The 22,203-nt window shown below is 62.3% G+C and carries 16 protein-coding genes and 1 pseudogene; 9 read left to right on the top strand and 8 right to left on the bottom strand.

The window, feature by feature from the left end; all coding sequences use genetic code 11:
* Positions 1 to 2 precede the first annotated feature (2 nt).
* The 5 genes from ttgB (at position 3) to CKW35_RS12165 (ending at position 7,955) form a co-directional block, all read left to right on the top strand.
* Positions 3 to 3,155 carry a multidrug efflux RND transporter permease subunit TtgB gene (ttgB, locus tag CKW35_RS12145; protein ID WP_095116008.1) on the top strand — a complete coding sequence of 1,051 codons (3,153 nt, stop codon included), beginning with the start codon at positions 3 to 5 and terminating at the stop codon, positions 3,153 to 3,155.
* Positions 3,152 to 4,606: an AdeC/AdeK/OprM family multidrug efflux complex outer membrane factor gene (locus tag CKW35_RS12150; RefSeq protein ID WP_023048881.1), complete on the top strand. Its 1,455-nt coding sequence runs from the start codon at positions 3,152 to 3,154 to the stop codon at positions 4,604 to 4,606. Before ttgB ends, CKW35_RS12150 begins: the two co-directional genes overlap by 4 nt.
* A 283-nt stretch (positions 4,607 to 4,889) precedes the next feature.
* A complete protein-coding gene (locus CKW35_RS12155) occupies positions 4,890 to 6,146 on the top strand; it encodes an OprD family porin (RefSeq protein ID WP_016488876.1) in 1,257 nt (418 codons plus the stop codon).
* 202 nt (positions 6,147 to 6,348) lie between these two features.
* Positions 6,349 to 7,272 carry a LysR family transcriptional regulator gene (locus CKW35_RS12160; protein ID WP_016488877.1) on the top strand — a complete coding sequence of 308 codons (924 nt, stop codon included), beginning with the start codon at positions 6,349 to 6,351 and terminating at the stop codon, positions 7,270 to 7,272.
* Positions 7,273 to 7,448: 176 nt separating this feature from the next.
* Entirely contained in the window at positions 7,449 to 7,955 is a 507-nt protein-coding gene (locus CKW35_RS12165; protein WP_060517515.1) for a DUF962 domain-containing protein, read from the top strand.
* 131 nt (positions 7,956 to 8,086) lie between these two features.
* On the opposite strand, the gene pcaC is transcribed toward CKW35_RS12165, so the two are convergent.
* The 7 genes from pcaC to pcaR all read right to left on the bottom strand — a co-directional run bounded on the left by pcaC (position 8,087) and on the right by pcaR (position 16,083).
* Positions 8,087 to 8,482 (bottom strand): 4-carboxymuconolactone decarboxylase, encoded by a 396-nt coding sequence (gene pcaC / locus CKW35_RS12170; RefSeq protein ID WP_016488879.1) that lies wholly within the window; start codon positions 8,480 to 8,482, stop codon positions 8,087 to 8,089.
* 10 nt (positions 8,483 to 8,492) lie between these two features.
* A complete protein-coding gene (gene pcaD / locus CKW35_RS12175) occupies positions 8,493 to 9,284 on the bottom strand; it encodes a 3-oxoadipate enol-lactonase (RefSeq protein WP_095116010.1) in 792 nt (263 codons plus the stop codon).
* 11 nt (positions 9,285 to 9,295) lie between these two features.
* Complete coding sequence (locus CKW35_RS12180; RefSeq protein ID WP_070086944.1) at positions 9,296 to 10,648, bottom strand: 3-carboxy-cis,cis-muconate cycloisomerase; 1,353 nt, start codon at positions 10,646 to 10,648, stop codon at positions 9,296 to 9,298.
* A gap of 9 nt (positions 10,649 to 10,657) precedes the next feature.
* Positions 10,658 to 11,947, bottom strand: coding sequence for an MFS family transporter (locus tag CKW35_RS12185; protein WP_016488882.1), 1,290 nt, complete (start codon positions 11,945 to 11,947; stop codon positions 10,658 to 10,660).
* Positions 11,948 to 12,132: 185 nt separating this feature from the next.
* On the bottom strand, positions 12,133 to 13,335 hold the full coding sequence (gene pcaF, locus CKW35_RS12190) for a 3-oxoadipyl-CoA thiolase (RefSeq protein WP_016488883.1): 1,203 nt from the start codon (positions 13,333 to 13,335) through the stop codon (positions 12,133 to 12,135).
* Between the two features lie 198 nt (positions 13,336 to 13,533).
* Positions 13,534 to 14,880, bottom strand: coding sequence for an MFS transporter (locus CKW35_RS12195; RefSeq protein ID WP_016488884.1), 1,347 nt, complete (start codon positions 14,878 to 14,880; stop codon positions 13,534 to 13,536).
* A gap of 327 nt (positions 14,881 to 15,207) precedes the next feature.
* Complete coding sequence (gene pcaR, locus CKW35_RS12200; protein ID WP_095116012.1) at positions 15,208 to 16,083, bottom strand: pca regulon transcriptional regulator PcaR; 876 nt, start codon at positions 16,081 to 16,083, stop codon at positions 15,208 to 15,210.
* A gap of 475 nt (positions 16,084 to 16,558) precedes the next feature.
* On the opposite strand from pcaR, the gene CKW35_RS12210 reads away from it, so the two are divergent.
* On the top strand, positions 16,559 to 16,759 hold the full coding sequence (locus tag CKW35_RS12210; protein ID WP_016488886.1) for a hypothetical protein: 201 nt from the start codon (positions 16,559 to 16,561) through the stop codon (positions 16,757 to 16,759).
* 311 nt (positions 16,760 to 17,070) lie between these two features.
* A complete protein-coding gene (locus CKW35_RS12215) occupies positions 17,071 to 18,543 on the top strand; it encodes an inorganic phosphate transporter (protein WP_024717454.1) in 1,473 nt (490 codons plus the stop codon).
* 87 nt (positions 18,544 to 18,630) lie between these two features.
* Here the strand turns inward: CKW35_RS12215 and CKW35_RS12220 are convergent, their stop codons facing one another.
* Positions 18,631 to 20,106, bottom strand: coding sequence for a helicase HerA-like domain-containing protein (locus CKW35_RS12220; protein ID WP_023048374.1), 1,476 nt, complete (start codon positions 20,104 to 20,106; stop codon positions 18,631 to 18,633).
* 170 nt (positions 20,107 to 20,276) lie between these two features.
* Here CKW35_RS12220 and CKW35_RS28855 point away from each other — a divergent pair.
* Positions 20,277 to 21,293 (top strand): annotated as a pseudogene (locus CKW35_RS28855) (cache domain-containing protein); the annotation flags it as partial.
* A 93-nt stretch (positions 21,294 to 21,386) separates the two neighbouring features.
* Positions 21,387 to 22,151, top strand: a complete 765-nt coding sequence (locus CKW35_RS28860; RefSeq protein ID WP_371262295.1) for a methyl-accepting chemotaxis protein — start codon at positions 21,387 to 21,389, stop codon at positions 22,149 to 22,151.
* Positions 22,152 to 22,203 lie beyond the last annotated feature (52 nt).

Here is a 22,203-nt window from a genome sequence, read left to right on the forward strand (position 1 = left end):
CCATGTCGAAGTTCTTTATCGATCGCCCGATCTTCGCCTGGGTGATCGCCTTGGTGATCATGCTGGTCGGCGCCTTGTCGATCCTGAAGCTGCCTATCAACCAGTACCCCAGCATCGCGCCGCCGGCCATCGCCATCGCCGTGACCTACCCGGGCGCCTCGGCGCAGACCGTGCAGGACACCGTGGTACAGGTGATCGAGCAGCAGCTCAACGGTATCGACAACCTGCGTTATGTATCGTCGGAAAGCAACTCCGACGGCAGCATGACCATTACCGCTACCTTCGAGCAAGGCACCAACCCTGACACCGCGCAGGTCCAGGTACAGAACAAGCTGAACCTGGCCACACCACTGCTGCCGCAGGAAGTGCAACAGCAAGGTATCCGTGTCACCAAGGCAGTGAAAAACTTCCTGCTGGTGATCGGCCTGGTGTCCGAAGACGGCAGCATGACCAAGGACGACTTGGCCAACTACATCGTCTCAAACATGCAGGACCCGATCTCGCGTACTGCGGGTGTGGGTGACTTCCAGGTGTTCGGTGCGCAGTACGCCATGCGTATCTGGCTCGATCCTGCCAAGCTGAACAAGTTCCAGCTCACTCCGGTCGACGTCAAGACTGCCGTGGCGGCGCAAAACGTGCAGGTGTCGTCCGGCCAGCTCGGCGGCCTGCCAGCCCTGCCTGGTACCCAGCTGAACGCCACCATCATCGGCAAGACCCGCCTGCAGACCGCCGAGCAGTTCGAGAAGATCCTGCTCAAGGTCAACAAGGACGGCTCCCAGGTACGGCTGGGTGACGTCGCGCAAGTGGGCCTGGGCGGTGAAAACTACGCGGTCAGCGCCCAGTTCAACGGCAAGCCGGCTTCCGGCCTGGCCGTAAAACTGGCAACCGGCGCCAACGCCCTGGACACCGCCAAGGCACTGCGCGAAACCATCAAAGGCCTGGAACCTTTCTTCCCGCCTGGCGTGAAAGCGGTATTCCCTTATGACACCACCCCGGTGGTCACCGAATCCATCAGCGGTGTGATCCACACCTTGATCGAAGCCGTGGTCCTGGTGTTCCTGGTGATGTACCTGTTCCTGCAGAACTTCCGCGCCACCATCATCACCACCATGACCGTACCGGTGGTGTTGTTGGGCACGTTCGGCATCCTTGCCGCCGCCGGCTTCAGCATCAACACCCTGACCATGTTCGCCATGGTCCTGGCCATCGGCTTGCTGGTGGACGACGCCATCGTCGTGGTGGAGAACGTCGAACGGGTCATGTCCGAAGAAGGGTTACCGCCCAAGGAGGCGACCAAACGTTCGATGGAACAGATCCAGGGCGCCCTGGTGGGTATCGCCCTGGTACTGTCGGCGGTACTGCTGCCCATGGCGTTCTTCGGTGGTTCCACAGGCGTGATCTACCGGCAGTTCTCCATCACCATCGTGTCGGCCATGGGCCTCTCGGTGCTGGTAGCGCTTATCTTTACCCCGGCACTGTGCGCCACCATGCTCAAGCCGCTGAAGAAAGGTGAGCACAACACCGCCAAAGGCGGGTTCTTTGGCTGGTTCAACCGCAACTTCGACCGCAGCGTAAACGGCTACGAGCGCAGCGTGGGCACTATCCTGCGCAACAAAATACCGTTCCTGCTCGGCTACGCGCTGATCGTGGTCGGCATGATCTGGCTGTTCACGCGCATTCCAACGGCGTTCCTGCCCGAGGAGGACCAGGGCGTACTGTTTGCCCAGGTTCAGACACCGGCCGGCTCCAGTGCCGAACGCACGCAGGTTGTGGTTGACCAGATGCGTGAGTACCTGTTGAAGGAAGAGGCCGACACCGTGGCATCGGTGTTCACCGTCAACGGCTTCAACTTCGCCGGCCGCGGCCAGAGCTCGGGCATGGCGTTCATCATGCTCAAGCCGTGGGGCGAACGCTCCAAGGAGAACAGTGTGTTCGCCCTGGCCGAGCGTGCCCAGCAGCATTTCTTCACCTTCCGCGACGCGATGGTGTTCGCCTTCGCGCCGCCTGCGGTGCTCGAACTGGGTAACGCTACCGGCTTCGACGTGTTCCTGCAGGACCGCGGCGGTGTCGGCCATGCCAAACTCATGGAAGCGCGCAACCAGTTCCTGGCAAAGGCCGCACAAAGCAAGATCCTCAGCGCCGTGCGCCCGAACGGCCTGAACGATGAGCCGCAGTACCAGCTGACTATCGATGACGAACGTGCAAGCGCCTTGGGCGTGACCATTGCCGACATCAACAACACCCTGTCGATTGCCTTGGGTGCCAGCTACGTCAACGACTTCATCGACCGTGGCCGGGTCAAGAAGGTGTACATCCAGGGCGAACCAAACGCGCGGATGAGCCCGGAAGACCTGCAGAAGTGGTACGTGCGCAACGGTGCAGGCGAAATGGTCCCGTTCTCCTCCTTCGCCAAGGGCGAGTGGACATACGGTTCGCCCAAGCTGTCCCGTTACAACGGCGTCGAGGCAATGGAAATCCTGGGTGCTCCGGCCCCGGGCTACAGTACCGGTGATGCCATGGCCGAAGTGGAACGCATCGCGGGCGAGTTGCCGGACGGTATCGGCTTCTCCTGGACCGGCATGTCTTACGAGGAAAAACTCTCCGGCTCGCAGATGCCGGCACTGTTCGCCCTCTCTGTACTGTTCGTGTTCCTGTGCCTGGCTGCACTGTATGAAAGCTGGTCGATCCCGATTGCCGTCGTGCTGGTCGTACCGCTGGGTATCATCGGTGCACTGATCGCCACCAGCCTGCGCGGGCTGTCCAACGACACGTACTTCCTGGTTGGCCTGTTGACCACCATCGGTCTGGCGGCGAAAAACGCCATTCTGATCGTCGAGTTCGCCAAGGAACTGCACGAGCAAGGCCGCAGCCTGTATGACGCAGCGATCGAGGCGTGCCGCATGCGTCTGCGCCCGATCATCATGACCTCGCTGGCGTTCATCCTCGGCGTGGTACCGTTGACCATCGCCAGCGGCGCCGGCGCCGGCAGCCAGCACGCCATTGGTACTGGCGTGATCGGCGGCATGATCAGTGCGACCGTGCTGGCTATCTTCTGGGTACCACTGTTCTTCGTCGCAGTGTCGTCGCTGTTCGGCAGCAAAGAGCCGGAAAAAGACGCCACCCCTGAAACTCCACGTTATGAGGCTGGGCAATGACCAAGTCTTTGTTGTCCCTGGCAGTAACCGCTTTCATCCTTGGCGGCTGCTCGCTGATCCCTGACTACCAGACCCCGGAAGCGCCGGTGGCAGCGCAGTGGCCGCAAGGCCCTGCGTACTCGCCGACGCAATCGGCGGACGTTGCTGCCGCCGAACAGGGCTGGCGCCAGTTCTTCCACGACCCGGCGCTGCAACAGCTGATCCAGACTTCGCTGGTCAACAACCGCGACCTGCGCGTCGCGGCGCTGAATATCGACGCCTATCGTGCGCAGTACCGCATTCAGCGTGCCGACCTGTTCCCCGCGGTTTCGGCCACTGGTAGCGGCAGCCGCCAGCGGGTCCCGGCAAACATGTCGCAAACCGGCGAATCCGGCATCACCAGCCAGTACTCGGCCACGGTGGGCGTGAGCGCTTATGAGCTGGACCTGTTCGGCCGTGTGCGCAGCCTGACCGAGCAGGCGCTGGAAACCTACCTGTCCAGCGAGCAGGCGCGTCGCTCCACGCAAATCGCCCTCGTAGCCAGCGTGGCCAACGCCTACTACACCTGGCAGGCCGATCAGGCCCTGTTCAAGCTGACCGAAGAAACGCTGAAGACCTACGAGGAAAGCTACAACCTCACCCGCCGCAGCAATGAAGTCGGCGTGGCTTCGGCACTCGACCTCAGCCAGGCGCGCACCGCCGTGGAAGGCGCCCGGGTCAAGTACTCGCAGTACCAGCGCCTGGTCGCCCAGGACGTCAACAGCCTGACCGTACTGCTGGGTACCGGCATTCCTGCCGACCTGGCCAAGCCCCTGGAGCTCAATGCCGACCAGCTGGCCGAAGTACCGGCCGGCCTGCCGTCAGACATTCTCCAGCGTCGCCCGGACATCCAGGAAGCCGAGCACCTGCTCAAGGCCGCCAATGCCAACATTGGTGCCGCCCGTGCAGCGTTCTTCCCCAGCATCAGCCTCACCGCCAACGCGGGCAGCCTGAGCCCCGACATGGGGCACCTGTTCGCGGGTGGCCAAGGCACCTGGCTGTTCCACCCGCAGATCAATCTGCCGATCTTCAACGCCGGCAGCCTGAAGGCCAGCCTGGATTACTCGAAGATCCAGAAGGACATCAACGTCGCCAAATACGAAAAAACCATCCAGACCGCCTTCCAGGAAGTCTCCGATGGCCTGGCCGCGCGCAAGACCTTCGAAGAGCAGCTGCAGGCACAGCGCGACCTGGTGCAGGCGAACCAGGACTACTACCGCCTGGCCGAACGCCGCTACCGCATCGGGATCGACAGTAACCTGACCTTCCTCGACGCCCAGCGCAACCTGTTCAGCGCCCAGCAGTCGCTGATTACCGACCGCCTGTCGCAGCTGACCAGCGAGGTCAACCTGTACAAGGCGCTCGGCGGTGGCTGGTACGAGCAGACCGGCCAGGCCAACCAGCAGGCATCGGTGGAAACACCGAAAGGCTGATTGCGTCATTAGCTGAATCAAGCCCACCTTCGCGGTGGGCTTTTTTTGTTATCCGCTGCCTGTTCTGCCGCGAAGCGCTCGGACCAGGAAATTAATTAACCAACTGGAACATTCCGTTCGATTATCGCCCCGTTCCGTTTGTGGCGAATTGCCTCATCCCCGCAAGACCCCGCAACATCCCCTCACGCAACGTTGCCCAAGTTCATCAAGAAAAGACCCGCACCTGCAGGCTCGATCCAGCAGTGCACCGGCTCGCCCCATAAAAACAAGAGATCCACGACAGATGAGCACTTTGCAACCCGCACGCCAGCTGCTGCCCGGCCTGTTGGCCATGTCCTGCGCCCTCCCCGTGTTCGCCGCCAACGAAGGTGGTTTCATGGAGGACGCCAAGGCCACCCTCAACCTGCGCAACTTCTACATCAACCGCAACTTCGTCGACCCGGCCCACCCGCAGGGCAAGGCCGAAGAATGGACGCAAAGCTTCATTCTCGACGCCCGCTCCGGCTTCACCCAAGGCACCGTCGGGTTCGGGGTGGACGTGCTGGGCCTTTACTCGGTGAAGCTCGACGGCGGCAAAGGCACCACCAACACTCAACTGCTGCCCGTGCATGACGACGGCCGCCCGGCCGATGACTTTGGCCGCCTGGGTGTGGCACTGAAAGCCAAGCTGTCCGAAACCGAGCTGAAAGTCGGTGAATGGATGCCGGTGTTACCCATCCTGCGCTCGGACGATGGCCGCTCGCTGCCGCAGACCTTCCGCGGTGGCCAGCTGACCTCCAAGGAAATAGCCGGCCTGACGCTGTACGCCGGCCAGTTCCGCGGCAATAGCCCGCGCAACGACGCCAGCATGGAAGACATGTCGATGAACGGCAAAGGTGCGTTCACCTCCGATCGTTTCAACTTCGGCGGCGGCGAGTACACCTTCAACGACAAGCGCACCATGATCGGCCTGTGGGATGCCCAGCTCAAAGACATCTACCACCAGCAATACCTCAATCTGACCCACAGCCAGCCGCTCGGCGACTGGACCCTGGGCGCCAACCTGGGCTACTTCATCGGCAAGGAAGACGGCGCAGAGCGCGCCGGCAAGCTGGACAACCGCACCGCCTCCGCCATGCTTTCGGCGCGCTACCAGGGCCACACCTTCTACGTGGGCCTGCAGAAGGTCAGCGGCGACGATGCCTGGATGCGGGTCAACGGTACCAGTGGCGGCACCCTGGCCAACGATAGCTACAACTCCAGCTTCGACAACGCCAAGGAGCGCTCCTGGCAGCTGCGCCATGACTTCAACTTCGCAACCGTTGGCGTGCCTGGGCTGACCCTGATGAACCGCTATATCAAGGGTGAAAACGTCACCGTGGGCAGCGTGGATGACGGCAAGGAATGGGCTCGCGAGACCGAACTGGCCTATGTGGTGCAGTCAGGCAGCTTCAAGGACCTGTCGGTGAAATGGCGCAACTCCACCATGCGCCGGGACTTCAGCACCAACGCCTTTGATGAGAACCGGCTGATTGTGAGTTACCCGCTGAATCTCCTTTGAATGCTTCGCGGGCACGCCCGCTCCCACAGGACCGGCACAGCTTTCAGACGCTGTGCTGCTCCTGTGGGAGCGGGCGTGCCCGCGAAGAGGCCAAAGGCCCTTTGAAATAACCAAAAGAAATAATCAAATCCATAAACCTTCTTGGACGACATAAGCTGTAACAGCTTGAATAGGGCCCTGATCCCCGCCCCAGAGCCGTGACATGGACCTCCGCCAGCTGCGCTACTTCATTGCCCTTACCGAATACCGCAGTTTCGTCCGTGCCGCCGAGGCCATGGGCATCACTCAACCTGCCTTCAGCCGCGCCATCCAGAGCCTGGAACACACGTTTGGCTGCCCGCTGGTAGACCGCGCCAGCAAGGCGCTGCTGCCAACGCCCGAGGGCCTGGTGGTGCTGCAACACGCCCGCCGCCTGGTGCAGGGCGCAGCACAACTGAGTAACGAAGTGCTGCAAATGACCAAGCTTGACGCCGGCGAGCTGCATTTCGGCAGTGGCCCGGCGCTGGCGGTACGCCTGGTTCCCGACGCCTTGCGCCACTTCATCGAGCACCACCCCGGCATCCGCACCTCGCTGCTGGTGGACAATGCCGAACGCCTGGGCCAGGCCCTGCGCCGCGAACAGATCGAGTTTTTCGTCGACGATATCCGACCGTTCGAAGCCGACCCCAACTTCCATACCGAGCCCCTGTCGCCACGCCCCGGCCTGTTTTTCTGCCGCCCGGGGCACCCATTACTGGCCAAGGACAGCCTCTCGACCAACGACCTGTTCAGCTATCCACTGGCCAGCGCCCTGCTCGCCCCCGGCGTGCGCAAACGCCTGGCCAACCTGAGTGGGCGCAGCGATTTCATCCCGCACCTGCAAACCGAGCACCTGGCCATACTGCGCAGCGTGGTGCAGGCCAGCAACGCTATCGGCACGGCCAGCGAGGAGGCCGTGGCCGATGACCTTGCGGCTGGCACCCTGGTGCGCCTGCACTGGCGCAACCTGCCGCCGGCGCTGGAGGTACTGAGCGTGCGTTGCGGGGTGGTCAGCCGTAGCGGTTACCGGTTGTCGCCGGCGGCGCGGGCGATGATCGAGACACTGGTGGGGCTGGATACGCCAGTGCGGGCTGCTGCCATTCGCTGAGCTGATGATAGTGGTGGCTGCGGGCTATCCTGAGCTATATGGGTTGCCAAGGCCGGCCCTTTCGCGGGTGAACCCGCTCCCACAGGGTTTCGTGGATCCCTGTGGGAGCGGGTTCACCCGCGAAAGGGCCGGCACTGGCAATACACCTAGATCAGGCACACCAGGGAGGCACAACAATGAAAACCCTCGTCGACCACCTGAGCCAATACGCCAGCTACCACCGCGACCCACGCAACATTGCCACCCACTTCGTCGGCATCCCGCTGATCGTGCTGGCAGTCACCATCCTGCTGTCACGCCCTGGCGGGGAGGTGGCTGGCATGTGGTTGTCCCCTGCCCTGCTGGCAGCGGCGGCCTCGGTGTGGTTCTACCTGCGCCTGGACCTGCGGTTCGGCCTGGTGATGGGGTTGCTGCTGGGCCTGTGCCTGTGGGTCGGCCAGGTGCTGGCCGTGCAGACAACTACGCTGTGGCTCAGCACCGGCCTGGCGGCATTCGTGGCGGGTTGGATCATCCAGTTCGTCGGCCATTACTACGAAGGCCGCAAACCTGCATTTGTCGACGATATCAGCGGCCTGATCATCGGGCCACTGTTCGTGGTGGCAGAAGCCGCGTTCATGCTGGGCCTGTGCCCGACCCTGAAACAGGCCGTAGAAAACAACGCAGGCCCGGTAGCCATGCGTTAGAAGAACACGGTTATGTAAGCATTGGATGGCCCTATCGCCGGCAAGCCAGCTCCCACGGGGAATGCACTGCCCTCAGGCCTGATGCAATCCCTGTGGGAGCTGGCTTGCCGGCGTTAGGGCCAGCGCAGGTATTACTGCTGCCGAGACTCGACACCCAGTTCATCCCACACCGACTCAGCCAGGTGGAACGTGGCGTTGGCTGCCGGAATGCCGCAATAGATGGCACTCTGCATCAGCACTTCCTTGATCTCGTCACGGGTCACGCCATTGTTGGCCGCCGCGCGCAGGTGCAGTTTCAGCTCATCGTTACGGTTCATGCCGATCAGCATGGCAATGGTGATCAGGCTGCGGGTGTGACGGGGCAGGCCCGGGCGGGTCCAGATATCACCCCAGGCGTGGCGGGTGATCATCTCCTGGAACTCGCCATTGAAGTCATTGAGCTTTTCCAGGCTGCGGTCCACGTGGGCATCGCCAAGCACCGCACGGCGCACTTGCATGCCGGCGTCGTAACGTTGTTTCTCATCCATGGCGTTTTCCTCAGTGAGCCAGCAGGAAGTCGAGCACACGGCGGCTGAACGCCTCACCGATTTCGACGTTGGACAGGTGCGCTGCCGGGAAGTCTACGTACTCGGCACCTTGGATACCGGCCTGCATGAAGCGGCCATGCTCAGGGGTGGTGACCACGTCTTGTGTACCGGCAACGATCAGCGCGGGCACCTGGATGCGGCCCAGTTGTTCACGGTAATCGGCATCACGCACCGCTGCGCAGTTGGCGGCATAACCTTGCGGGCTGGTTTGCGCCAGCATCTGGCAAATGCGCTGGGCTTGCTCAGGCTGGGCCTGGACAAAGCCTGGGGTGAACCAGCGGGCGATAGAGCCATCGCGCAGGTCGACCATGGCCTGCTGGCCACCCTTGAGCACGGTGTCGATACGGGGGTTCCACACCTCGTCACTGGCGATCTTGGCGGCGGTGTTGCACAGGGTCAGGCTGTGCAGGCGCTGGCCGGCGTTGATGCCCAGCCACTGGCCAATCAGGCCACCCATCGACAGGCCGACAAAGTGCGCTTTCTGAATGTCCAGGCCATCAAGCAGCGCCAGCACGTCACGGCCCAATTGCTCGATGCTGTAGGGGCCTTCAGTGACCAACGAGGCACCGTGGCCACGGGTGTCGTAGCGCAGTACACGAAAGTGCTGGCTCCACAAGGGAATCTGGGTGTCCCACATGCCCAGGTCGGTGCCCAGCGAGTTGGACAGGACCAGCACCGGGGCGTTTACCGGGCCATCGATCTGGTAGTTCAAAACGCCATCGGCCAGTTGCAAATGCGCCACAGCAGTCTCCTTCAGGCAGTGAAATGTTGATGTTCGGATACGGCGCGCGCCACCCAGACGCGGGCCTGGCCCAGGTAATGGGCAGGGTCGAGCAGGCGATCAAGTTCTTCGGCAGACAGCTCGGCACTGACCTGCGGTTCGTCACCCAGCACAGCACGCAAGTGGCGCTGCTCGGCCACCGCGCGCTGGCAGCATTGTTCGAGCAGGTGGTGGGCACGGTCGCGGCCCAGGCGCTGGGCAAGCACAATACTCACCGCTTCTGCCAGCACCAGCCCTTGGGTCAGGTCGAGGTTACGGCGCATGCGCGCTGCGTCCACTTCCATGCCCTCGGCAATGACCTGGGCCTGGCGCAGCGCGCCGGAGACCAGGCAGCAGATATCCGGGAGGGTTTCCCATTCTGCATGCCACAGGCCCAAGCTGCGCTCATGTTCTTGGGGCATGGCAGCGAACAGCGTCGACACCAGCCCCGGCACACGGGTAGCCGCACCAATCAGCACCGCAGCGCCCACCGGGTTGCGCTTGTGCGGCATGGTCGAAGAGCCGCCCTTGCCCGGCGCAGAAGGCTCGAACACCTCCCCCGCCTCGGTTTGCATCAGCAAGCTGATATCGCGGCCGAACTTGCCCAGGCTGCCGGCCACCAGGCCCAGCACCGAGGCAAACTCCACCAGGCGATCACGCTGGGTGTGCCAGGGTTGTTCAGGCAGGGTCAGCTTCAGCTGCTCGGCCAGGGCCTCGGCCACCGGCATCGCCTTGCTGCCCAAGGCGGCCAGGCTGCCCGACGCGCCGCCAAACTGCAGCACCAGCAAACGCGGGCGCAGTTCCCGCAGGCGCTGGCGGTGACGGGTCAATGCACCCAGCACGCCGGCCAGTTTCATGCCCAGGGTCACCGGGGTGGCATGTTGCAACCAGGTGCGACCTACCAACGGCGTATCAGCATGCTTCAAGGCCTGCTGCGACAGGGTATCGGCCAGTTTACCCAGGTCGGCTTCGATCAGGTCGAGGGCATCGCGCAACTGCAGGACCAACCCGGTGTCCATCGCATCCTGGCTGGTGGCGCCCAAGTGCACATAGCGCTCAGCCTCGGGCACGCCACTGGCAATCACCTTGCCCAACGCCTTCACCAGCGGGATTGCCGAGTTGCCAGCGGTAGCGATGGCATTGGCTAGCGCACCAACGTCATAGCGCTCGGCCTGGCATGCCGCTTCGATGGCAGCCACGGCGCTGTGCGGGACCAGCCCGGCAGCGGCTTCGGCACGGGCCAGTGCGGCTTCGAAATCGAGCATGCCCTGCAGGCGGCCACGGTCGGAGAAAATCTCGCGCATGGCCGGCGCGGTGAAGTAGGCGTCGAACAGTTGGTTGGTCATGCCACGTCCTTAGTCATCGTGGTGCAGGTACGCGGCCTGCTTGGGCAGGCGCAGGCTGAACAGGAAGGCAATTGCCATCATGGCCGTCACGTACCAGTAGAAAGTGTTTTCCATACCCAGGGTCTTCAGGCCCAGGGCCACGTACTCGGCAGAGCCGCCGAATGCCGCGTTGGCGACTGCATAGGCCAGGCCCACACCCAGTGCACGCACCTGTGGCGGGAACATCTCCGCCTTCACCAGGCCGCTGATCGAGGTGTAGAAGCTGACGATACACAATGCCAGGCTGATCAGTACGAAGGCCATGAACGGGCTGGTGACGGTTTTCAGCGCCATCAGCAGCGGTACAGTGCACAGGGTACCGAGGGCGCCGAACAGCAGCATCGAATTGCGCCGGCCGATGCGGTCGGACAGCATGCCGAAGAACGGCTGCAGCACCATGAACAGGAACAGCGCGCCGGTCATCACGTAGCTGGCGTTTTTCGCCGTCATGCCAGCGGTGTTGACCAAGTACTTCTGCATGTAGGTGGTGAAGGTGTAGAAGATCAGCGAGCCACCAGCGGTGTAGCCAAGCACGGTAATGAAGGCCGCTGCATGGTTGCGGAACAGGCCACCGATCGAGCCTGCATCCTTGTCATTGCGGGTTTCGGCGCTGCTGGTTTCGTGCAGCGAACGGCGCAACATCAGCGAGATAAGGGCGGCAATGGCCCCCACCACGAACGGAATGCGCCAGCCCCAGGCCCGCAGTTCGTCTTCGGTCAGCAGCTGTTGCAGGATGACCACCACCAGCACCGCCAGCAACTGGCCGCCAATCAGGGTGACGTACTGGAACGAAGCAAAAAAGCCGCGCTGGCCACGAAGGGCCACTTCACTCATGTAAGTGGCGGTGGTGCCGTATTCCCCCCCCACCGACAAGCCCTGGATCAGGCGGGCCAGCAACAGCAACGCTGGCGCCCAGGTGCCAATGCTGCCATAGGTGGGCAGGCAGGCGATCATCAAAGAGCCGAAGCACATCATCAGCACCGAGATCATCAGCGAATTCTTGCGACCATGTCGGTCAGCGAGGCGGCCGAAGATCCAGCCACCGATGGGGCGCATCAAAAAACCTGCGGCGAACACGCCGGCCGTGTTCAACAACTGCACGGTCGGGTCGTCGGAGGGGAAAAAAGCCGGGGCGAAGTAGATTGCGCAGAAGGCGTAGACGTAGAAGTCGAACCATTCCACCAGGTTGCCTGATGAGGCACCGACGATAGCGAAGATGCGCTTGCTGCGTTCTTCGCCGGTGTAATAGGTTGAGGTCATGACGGGTTTACTCCTGGAGGGTACTAGGTAAGTCTAGACATACCTGGTAACACACTCGTTCCGCTATCTGGCTGGCAATTGGCCTTATGTCGAAGCTACCGGCCCTATCGCGGGCAAGCCCGCTCCTACAGGGAGAGCGTGGTTCCTTGTAGGAGCGGGCTTGCCCGCGATAGGGCCGGTACAGGTCAAACCCGCTCGATGGCCAGCGCCAGACCTTGGCCGACACCTACACACATGGTCGCCAGGCCCTTGCGCCCGCCACTTTTCTCCAGCTGATGCAGCGCAGTCAGCACCAGGCGCGCACCGCTCATGCCCAGCGGGTGCCCCAGAGCGATCGCGCCGCCATTAGGGTTCACCTGCGGTGCATCGTCGGCCACACCCAGCTCACGCAGCACCGCCAGGCCTTGGCTGGCAAAGGCTTCGTTGAGCTCGATCACGTCGAAATCACTCACCGCCACCCCCAGGCGCTCGGTCAGCTTACGCACCGCTGGCACCGGGCCAATGCCCATCACACGTGGTGCAACACCGCCGCTGGCCATGCCCAGCACGCGGGCGCGCGGGGTCAGGCCGTGCTTCTTCACGGCTTCCGCCGACGCCAGGATCAGCGCCGCAGCACCGTCGTTCACGCCCGAGGCGTTGCCAGCGGTGACTGTCTTGTCCGGGCCATTGACCGGCTTGAGCTTGGTCAGCGCCTCCAGCGTGGTTTCCGGACGCAGGTGCTCGTCACGCTCCACGATGGTTTCGCCCTTCTTGTGCGCAATGCGCACCGGGACGATCTCTTCGGCGAAGAAGCCAGCAGCCTGGGCCGCTGCAGCCTTCTGCTGGCTGCGCAGGGCGAAAGCGTCCTGGTCAGCGCGCGAAACCTGGTAGTCGTCGGCGACGTTATCGGCCGTTTCCGGCATGGAGTCCACACCGTACTGGCTCTTCATCAGAGGGTTGATGAAACGCCAGCCGATGGTGGTGTCTTCAAGCTTCATGTTGCGCGAATAGCCGCTTTCAGCCTTGCCCATGACGAACGGTGCGCGCGACATCGACTCGACACCGCCAGCAATCACCAGCTCCATTTCGCCGCTTGCAATAGCGCGGAAGGCGGTACCAATGGCATCCATGCCCGACGCGCACAGGCGGTTCAGGGTGACACCCGGGATGCTTTCCGGCAGGCCGGCCAGCAGCAGCGCCATACGCGCCACGTTGCGGTTGTCTTCACCGGCCTGGTTGGCGCAGCCGAAGAACACTTCATCAACCTGGTCCCACTGCACGGCAGGGTTGCGCTCGATCAGCGCTTTGAGTGGCACGGCGGCCAGGTCGTCGGCACGCACACTCGCCAGCGCGCCGCCGAAGCGGCCGATGGGGGTGCGGATGGCGTCACAGATAAATACGTCGCGCATTAGGCTTCTCCTGCCACTGGCCATGGGCCGCGGCGGTACGTGTGGAGGCTACTGGTCAGGGTGCTTCGATGAGCCCAGATTAAGGAGACTGACGGTAGGCTTACAATCCGATAATCGACTATCCGTGCGATTATCGAACTATTTGTTACGCTGCTACCTATCTACCTGCTGGGAGCGCTGCACGCGCCCCCTCGCTATTCAGGTCGCGTCGGCGTGGCTTACCAGCCCCTTCACGATCACACCTACGGTCGCCAGTGCCGCTGGCACCAGCAACGCCGTCAGTACCTGTTCGAAGTTCCAGCCCAGGCCCAACAGCGTAGCGCCGCTCCAGGCCCCCAGAATTGCACCAAAGCGGCCGATACCCAGCATCCACGATACACCCGTGGCACGGCCCTGGGTCGGGTAGAAGCGTGCTGCCAACGATGGCATTGCCGATTGCGCGCCGTTCACGCACATACCGGCAATCAGCACCAAGGTGGCCAACACGGTGATGTTGCCCAGGCTCTGCCCCACGGCGTATGCAAACACCCCGGCCAGCAGGTAGAAAATGCCGATCACCTTGTGCGGGTTGTAGCGGTCCATGGCCCAGCCCACACCCACGGCACTCAGCACGCCGCCAAACTGGAACAGCGCGCCGATAAATGCGGCCTGCTCCATGCTCGCGCCGCTGTCACGCATCAGGGTTGGCAACCAGCTGGTCAGCAGGTAGACGATCACCAGGCCCATGAAGTAGGTCAGCCACAGCAGCATGGTGCCCAGGCCATAAGTGCCGGAGAAGATCAGCGCAAAGACGCTGCGGGCGGCTACGGCCTTTTGCTCTGGCACGCTGAAGCTGCCCGCCTCGGCCACCACCTGCGGCGCAATGGGCGAAAGGGTCTTGCGTATCTTGTCGGTACCCCTGTTGCGCACCACCAGGAACCGCGCCGATTCCGGCAGCCAGACCATCAACACCAGCGCCAGCAGCAGTGGCAGCACGCCGCCGATTACCAGCAGGCTGTGCCAGCCATAGGCCGGGATCATCTTGGCGGAAATGAAGCCACCACCGGCCATGCCCAGGTTGAAGCCGCAGAACATGCTGGTCACCAGCAGCGATTTTAGGCGCTCGGGGGTGTATTCGGACAGCAGTGTGGTTGCATTGGGCATACCGGCGCCCAGACCCAGGCCGGTCAGGAAGCGCAGTACCAGCAACTGGTCGACGTTGGTGGCATAGGCTGAGGCCAGGCTGAAACCGCCAAACACCAGCACCGCGCCCACCAGCACGCCTTTACGGCCGAAGCGGTCAGCCAACGGCCCGGAGCCCAGGGCACCGAACACCATACCGATCAATGCGGCGCTCATCACCGGGCCAAGGCTCGCCCGGTCGATGCCCCACTCCTGCGACAGCGCCGGGGCGATGAAGCCCATGGCGGCAGTGTCCAGGCCATCGAGGAAGACGATCAGGAAGCACAGCAACACGACCCGCCACTGGTAGCGGGAAAGCGGCTGCTGATTGATGAACGACTGAACGTCGAGGCTTTTGCCGACGTTGTTTTGCGCTTGGTTCATTGTTGTTGTCCAGAATGTTGGGCACAGCCAGACCACTGCACACGGGCAACCGGCACAGAGGACGATGATTGGGGGAATATGGCCTGCGTCAGCCTGGATACAAGGGTACTGCGTGCGGGTGCGGCCGCAGCAGCAAGTGGACAGTATTCATGGTAAGTGCCTCTTGTATTTTTTGTTCGGTCGGCATGGCCGACCGTTGCGAGAGACATTAATCAGCGGGCGGCGGTGGCGCAATTCGCCCGGAGCGACACTGTGCGTTTATCGCACAAGAAACCGTTTTGCCTGTTCTAAATGTGAAAGGGGGGCGCTCCGCGGCCCCCTTCAATCTCAGCCAAACAACTGATGGCAAAGGTCCCGGCTGGCCGCCAGCAGGATCGGCAGGAAGCGCTGTTCCAGCTCACTGCGTGTCACCCGCCCCACATGGGTGCTCACGTTCAACGCCGCCAACACTTGCCCCGATGCATCGTAGATCGGCACGGCAATCGAACGCAGCCCCTGCTCCAGCTCCTGGTCCACCACGCACCAGCCTTGGGCGCGTACCTGCTGGATGCAGGCGAACAGTGACTCGGGGTCATGCAAGGTACGGCTGGTACGCGCCTTCAGGTCGGCACGCTCCAGGTATTCACGCAGGCTGGTGTCGTCCATGGCCGCCAGCAGGATGCGCCCCATGGATGTGCAGTAGGCCGGCAGGCGCCCGCCCACCGACAGGTCGACCGATATCAGCCGCTCCACCGTGGCCGAACGGGCTATATAAAGAATGTCGTCGCCTTCAAGGGTGGCCATGTTGGCGGCTTCGTGCAATTGGTCACTGATACGGTCGAGATAAGGCTGGGCAGAGATCGCCAGTGGCGTAGACGACAGGTAGGCGTGCCCCAGCGTCAGCACTTTGGGCAGCAGCGAATAGGTACGCCCGTCGGAGGTGGCGTAACCCAGCTTGATCAGTGTGTGCAGGCAACGGCGCACCGCGGCTCGGGGGATTTCGGTGCGGTGGCTGATCTGGGCGATGGTCAGGTGGCGCTTGCGTTCCTGAAAGGCCTGGATCACGGCCAGGCCACGTGCCAGGGAGGTCATGAAGTCTGGATCGCCGGTAAACGCCTGGATGCGCTTGGCCGGTGAAGCCACGATCGGCGGGGCCATGGCGGCCGATGGGGGTCGCGCCGGCTCTAGATTGACCGAATCATTGACCAGGGTTTCGTCACTCATCGCACACCTCAAAAAAAAACGCCCACTCGTTCGATTATCGAACAAACGGCCGATAATCGCAATTGACCGCTGACACGTTTGCTTATACCTTTCTCATGCCACTTGTGGCTTCTTTGGAGAGACTGGTCAGGTACCCACCGTAGAAGTCCCCAGGCAACGGCCTCGCCTCTTGGCGAGGCCGTTTTTCATTCTGGCGTCGCCCTGGCATTGCGGCGAACTTTTATCCGTCATGCCTTTCAAACTTGTACGAAGCGTCCGAACTGTTTCCGCCCCTGCCACTCGTTGCGTCAGGTGCTGTCAGGGTTCGGTAAATAACGATGTTCGGCGAATTATCGGTTGCTATAATCATTGCGCAGGCCCGGGCGCTAGCATGGCAGCGGCTTATTCCGCTGTATCTAGCCGTTGCGGCCAGCCAGGCATGTGCACGCTGCACATCGCATAACAAACGTCATCACACTTAATTCAGGTACTGCATGTGACGAAAGATGAACTGCGCGCAGAACTCGAGCGCCAGGCTGAACGTTACAAGGATGTTTACGGTGGTGAAGTCACCACTTACGCCGCACAACCGGATCCGGAACGCAAACCCTGGCGCAAACGTGCCAGCGTGCGCGACCAGGCGTTCAACCAGGAACTTGAACGCATTGAAAAGGAACTGCGCAGCGACAATCCCTGACCCGGGACCATGCCAGCGCGTCGTCGCCCGGCCAGCCCGGGCGAGGTCGATCTTTACCGCCTGACCGAAGATGAAATGGATTTTCACAAATTTCATACGACCGTTTGAATGATGACGAAACGGCCATTTCTTCGCTTTTTTGCCTGATTTCGCCAGGCTTTGCGCTTTTTAGCAGACATTTTCCTGCCTGATTGCCCCAGTGCGCATCCCATGCTCACGCCATGAAGATTGCCATCGGTCTGTAGCAGGTGCATCGATTGCCAAGGTTTTCTGGCATAATCCCGCCCCCCTATACCCGCCAGACAACCTTCATGATCGATTTATTCAGCGGACTGGATGCCTGGGTGTTGGTGAGCCTGCTGCTCGCCTTGACCTTCGTACTCGCCTTCGAGTTCATCAATGGCTTTCATGACACCGCCAACGCGGTAGCTACAGTCATCTACACCAAAGCCATGCCGCCGCACCTCGCCGTGTTCTTCTCCGGTGTGTTCAACTTCCTTGGCGTTCTGCTCGGCGGTGTGGGGGTGGCCTATGCCATCGTGCACCTGCTGCCGGTAGAGCTGCTGATCAATGTGAACACCGGACACGGCCTGGCCATGGTCTTCTCGCTGCTGGCTGCGGCCATCACCTGGAACCTGGGTACCTGGTACTTTGGCATCCCGGCCTCGAGTTCGCACACGCTGATCGGCTCCATTCTCGGTGTCGGCCTGGCCAACGCCCTTATCAACGACATTCCGTTGGGTGATGGCGTCAACTGGCAGAAGGCGATCGACATCGCCATGTCGCTGGTGGTTTCGCCAATGGCCGGCTTTGCCGTGGCGGCCCTGGTGCTGATCGGCCTGAAGTGGTGGCGCCCGCTGTCGAAGATGCACAAAACCCCCGACCAGCGTCGCAAACTCGACGACAAGAAGCACCCGCCATTCTGGAACCGCATGGTACTGGTGGTTTCGGCCATGGGCGTGAGCTTCGTGCACGGCTCCAACGACGGCCAGAAAGGCATCGGCCTGATCATGCTGGTGCTGATCGGTATTGTCCCGGCCAAGTTCGTCCTCGACCTGAACAGCACCACCTACCAGATCGAGCGTACCCGCGACGCTACCCTGCACATGAGCCAGTTCTACCAGCGCAACGCCGCCACCCTGGGCGAATTCCTGGCACTGGGCAAGGCCAAGTCCAGCGACCTGCCGGAGAAGTTCAGCTGCAACCCGCAGCAGACCGAGCCGACCATCGCCGCGCTGCAGTCTTCGCTTCAGGGCGTGACCGACTACCACAGCCTGGATGCCGACAAACGTGTTGAAGTGCGCCGCTACCTGCTGTGCCTGGATGACACCGCGAAAAAGGTCGGCAAGCTGCCGGGCCTCGAGGCCCGTGAAAAGGCCGACCTGGAAAAACTCCGCAAAGACCTGACCGCCACTACCGAATACGCACCATTCTGGGTGATCGTGGCCGTCGCCCTGGCCCTGGGCCTGGGCACCATGGTTGGCTGGAAGCGTGTGGTACTCACCGTTGGCGAAAAAATCGGCAAGCAGGGGATGACCTATGCCCAGGGCATGTCGGCACAAATCACTGCCGCCTGCGCCATCGGCATGGCCAACGTGTTCGCCCTGCCGGTATCGACCACACACGTGCTGTCGTCCGGTGTAGCCGGCACCATGGTCGCCAACAAGAGCGGCCTGCAAGGCGGCACGGTGAAGACCATCCTGCTGGCCTGGGTCCTGACCCTGCCGGCTTCGATGGGCCTGGCCGCCGGCCTGTTCTGGCTGGCATCCAAAGCCATTGGCTGAGTGACACCGCAATAGAAAAAGGCGCCTCATGGGCGCCTTTTTCACAGGAGTCATTCCTGTACCGGCGATAGGGCCGGTACAGGCAAACTACCTTTTCTTGCCCCCCAGCAACGACCCCATCAGCCCTCGCACCAGCTGTCGCCCCAACTGATTGGCCGCCTGGCGCACTGCCGACTTGATCGCCTGCCCCGCCGCACTTTGCAAGAAGTCGCCGGCCTTGTCGGCAAAGCTCTCCTCGTCCACCTTCGGTTGCGGCGCCGGCTCCAACGCCTCGCCCTTGCGCTGGGTCAGCCTCTCATAGGCCGACTCACGGTCCACCGGCTTGTCATAGCGCCCCACCAGCGGCGAAGCAGCAATCAGCGCAGCTCGCTCGGCCGCACTCAATGGCCCGATACGCGACTGCGGCGGCGCAATCAGCACCCGCTGCACCATGGCAGGCGTGCCCTTTTCCTCCAAGGTACCCACCAACGCCTCGCCAATCCCCAGCTCGGTCAGCACCGCCAGGGTGTCGAATGCCGGGTTCGGGCGAAAGCCATCGGCCACCGCCCTCAGCGACTTCTGCTCCTTGGCGGTAAACGCCCGCAAGCCATGCTGTATGCGCAAACCCAACTGGGCCAGCACCGCATCCGGCAAGTCACCCGGTGACTGGGTGACGAAATACACCCCCACACCCTTGGAGCGGATCAGCCGCACCACCTGCTCCAGGCGGTCCTGCAACGCTTTTGGCGTACCGTTGAACAGCAAGTGCGCTTCATCGAAGAACAAGGCCAGCACCGGCTTGTCGGCATCTCCACGCTCGGGCAACTGCTCGAACAGCTCGGCCAGCAGCCACAGCAGGAAAGTCGCGTACACCTTAGGCGCCTCATGCACCAGCCGGCTGGCGTCGAGCAGGTGGATGCGCCCACGGCCATCCAAATCTGGCCGCAGCAGGTCCTCGAGCTGCAATGCCGGCTCGCCGAACAGCGCCTCGGCGCCCTGCTGCTCCAAGGTCGCCAGGCGCCGCAACAGCGCCTGGGTCGAGGCCGTGGTCATCAGCGCACTGTCTTCCCCCAGCAATTGTGGGTTGTCCTTCAGGTGCGCGAGCAGCGCCTTGAGGTCCTTGAGGTCCAGCAGCAACAGGCCCTCACGGTCGGCCACCTTGAAGGCTGCATACAGCGCCGCCTGCTGACTGTCGGTCAGTTCCAGCAGGTTGCCCAGCAGCAACGGCCCCATTTCACTGAGGGTAGTGCGCAGCGGGTGGCCGGACTGCCCGGCGATGTCCCAGAGGCTAACCGGGTAGGCCTGAGGCGTGTGCCCCAGCCACGGCATGCCGGCGATGCGTTCGGCCACCTTGCCCTGCGGCGCGCCGGCAGCCCCCAGCCCACACAGGTCACCTTTGACATCGGCCGCGAATACGGCCACCCCTGCGTCACTGAACGCTTCTGCCAGGTGCTGCAAGGTCACGGTCTTGCCAGTACCCGTCGCGCCCGCCACCAGGCCATGGCGGTTGGCCAGCCGCATCGCTTGCCCGACTGGCTGGCCATCTGGGCCAGCACCCACAACTATGGTCGAAGTTTCCGACATCTCTGCAATCCTCTGCTCAAGCTTTGCCTTAATTCGGCCGATACCTTTGGGTGATATTCGCCTTAATTAGAGAGGAACAACCGAAAAGGGACTTTTCGGGATGTTGCACTGCTTTGCGGCTCCACCCGTGCGAACGCCTGATATAACACCTTAGCGGAACCGATTACGCCATGAACAAAAGCCTTCGTTTCAGCCACAAGATTCTTTTGGCAGCATCATTGATCGTGATACTCGCCTTCAGCCTGTTCACGCTCTACAACGATTACCTCCAGCGTAATGCGATCCGCGCGGACCTGGAAAACTATCTCGCTGAAATGGGCGCCTCCACTTCGACCAACATCCGCAACCTGTTCGATGGCCGTATCAAGCTGGTGGAAAACCTGGCACAGAACATTGCCCAAAACCCAACCAACGCCGAAACCCTGATGGGCCAGAATGCGTTGATTTCCAGCTTCCTCACCGTTTACCTGGGCAAGGTGGACGGCGGCTTCAGCGTGCGCCCGGACGCAAAAATGCCCGATGGCTACGACCCGCGCACCCGCCCCTGGTACAAGGACGGCATGAACGCCACCGGCGCGACACTGACCGAACCGTACATCGACATGACCACCAACAAGATGGTCATTGGCATCCTCAGCAAGGTTTCCAGCAGTGTCGGCGTGGTCGGGGGCGACCTGGCCCTGGACGGCCTGGTGCAGATCATCAACTCGCTGAACTTCGGCGGCATGGGCTACGCCTTCCTGGTGAACGACCAGGGCAAGATCCTGGTGCACCCTGACCAAGACCTGGTGATGAAGTCGCTGTCGGACCTGTTCCCGCAGCACACGCCAAAGCTGACCGGTGAGCTGACCGAAGTGCAGAGCGAAGGCCAGACCCGCCTGCTGACCTTCACCCCGATCACCGGCCTGCCTTCGGCCAACTGGTACATCGGCCTGTCAGTGGACAAGGACAAGGCCTTCTCGATGCTGAGCACTTTCCGCACCTCGGCGGTGATCGCCACGGTGGTGGCGGTGGTGATCATCATCGGCCTGCTTGGCCTGCTGATCAGCGTGCTGATGCAGCCGCTGCATACCATGACCCGCGCCATGGAAGACATCGCCGAGGGTGAAGGCGACCTGACCAAACGCCTGCGCATTCACAACCACGACGAGTTCGGCATCCTGGGCACCGCCTTCAACCGTTTCGTCGAGCGTATTCACAGCTCCATCGCCGAAGTGTCCTCGGCCACCGAGCAGGTCAACGAAGTGGCCCTGCGTGTCATCAGCGCCTCGAACTCGTCGATGACCAATTCTGACGAACAGTCCAACCGTACCAACAGCGTGGCCGCCGCCATCAACGAACTGGGCGCCGCCGCCCAGGAAATCGCCGGCAACGCTGCTCAGGCGTCGCAGCACGCCAGCTCGGCTCGCTTGCTGGCCGAAGAGGGTCAACAGGTGGTCGAGCGCAACATTGCGGCAATGAACCGCCTGTCCGACCTGATCGTCAGCTCCAGCGGTCACATCGAGACGCTGAACAACAAGACCGTCAACATTGGCCAGATCCTCGAAGTGATCACCAGCATTTCCCAGCAAACCAACCTGCTGGCGCTGAACGCCGCCATCGAAGCGGCCCGCGCCGGTGAAGCCGGCCGTGGTTTTGCCGTGGTGGCCGATGAAGTGCGCAACCTGGCGCACCGTACCCAGGAATCGGCGCAGCAAGTGCAGACCATGATCGAAGAGCTGCAGGTGGGCGCCCGCGCGTCGGTCGAGACCATGGACCAAAGCCAGCGCCACAGCCAGGACAGTGTGCAGATCGCCAACCAGGCCGGTGAGCGGCTGGACAGCGTTACCGTACGCATCAGCGAGATCGACGGCATGAACCAGTCGGTGGCCACCGCCACCGAAGAGCAGACCGCCGTGGTCGAGGCGATCAACATGGACATCAACGAGATCAACATGCTCAACCAGGAAGGCGTGGAGAACCTGCAAGCCACCTTGCGCGCCTGCTCGGACCTTGAGCAGCAGGCCGGCCGCCTGAAGCACCTGGTGGGCAGTTTCCGCATCTAAGACACTGTTTCGCGGGCACGCCCGCTCCCGCAACGGCTGACACAAACCTCAA

It is taken from the genome of Pseudomonas sp. Irchel 3F3 (genome assembly GCF_900187545.1).
Lineage (GTDB): Bacteria > Pseudomonadota > Gammaproteobacteria > Pseudomonadales > Pseudomonadaceae > Aquipseudomonas > Aquipseudomonas fortuita.

Excerpts from the sequence above, each read along its gene's own strand:
- ttgB (WP_095116008.1), top strand. The coding sequence starts at position 3 with ATGTCGAAGTTCTTTATCGATCGCCCGATCTTCGCCTGGGTGATCGCC.
- CKW35_RS12150 (WP_023048881.1), top strand. The coding sequence starts at position 3,152 with ATGACCAAGTCTTTGTTGTCCCTGGCAGTAACCGCTTTCATCCTTGGC.
- CKW35_RS12155 (WP_016488876.1), top strand. The coding sequence starts at position 4,890 with ATGAGCACTTTGCAACCCGCACGCCAGCTGCTGCCCGGCCTGTTGGCC.
- CKW35_RS12160 (WP_016488877.1), top strand. The coding sequence starts at position 6,349 with ATGGACCTCCGCCAGCTGCGCTACTTCATTGCCCTTACCGAATACCGC.
- CKW35_RS12165 (WP_060517515.1), top strand. The coding sequence starts at position 7,449 with ATGAAAACCCTCGTCGACCACCTGAGCCAATACGCCAGCTACCACCGC.
- pcaC (WP_016488879.1), bottom strand. The coding sequence starts at position 8,482 with ATGGATGAGAAACAACGTTACGACGCCGGCATGCAAGTGCGCCGTGCG.
- CKW35_RS12180 (WP_070086944.1), bottom strand. The coding sequence starts at position 10,648 with ATGACCAACCAACTGTTCGACGCCTACTTCACCGCGCCGGCCATGCGC.
- CKW35_RS12185 (WP_016488882.1), bottom strand. The coding sequence starts at position 11,947 with ATGACCTCAACCTATTACACCGGCGAAGAACGCAGCAAGCGCATCTTC.
- pcaF (WP_016488883.1), bottom strand. The coding sequence starts at position 13,335 with ATGCGCGACGTATTTATCTGTGACGCCATCCGCACCCCCATCGGCCGC.
- CKW35_RS12195 (WP_016488884.1), bottom strand. The coding sequence starts at position 14,880 with ATGAACCAAGCGCAAAACAACGTCGGCAAAAGCCTCGACGTTCAGTCG.
- pcaR (WP_095116012.1), bottom strand. The coding sequence starts at position 16,083 with ATGAGTGACGAAACCCTGGTCAATGATTCGGTCAATCTAGAGCCGGCG.
- CKW35_RS12215 (WP_024717454.1), top strand. The coding sequence starts at position 17,071 with ATGATCGATTTATTCAGCGGACTGGATGCCTGGGTGTTGGTGAGCCTG.
- CKW35_RS12220 (WP_023048374.1), bottom strand. The coding sequence starts at position 20,106 with ATGTCGGAAACTTCGACCATAGTTGTGGGTGCTGGCCCAGATGGCCAG.
- CKW35_RS28860 (WP_371262295.1), top strand. The coding sequence starts at position 21,387 with ATGACCAATTCTGACGAACAGTCCAACCGTACCAACAGCGTGGCCGCC.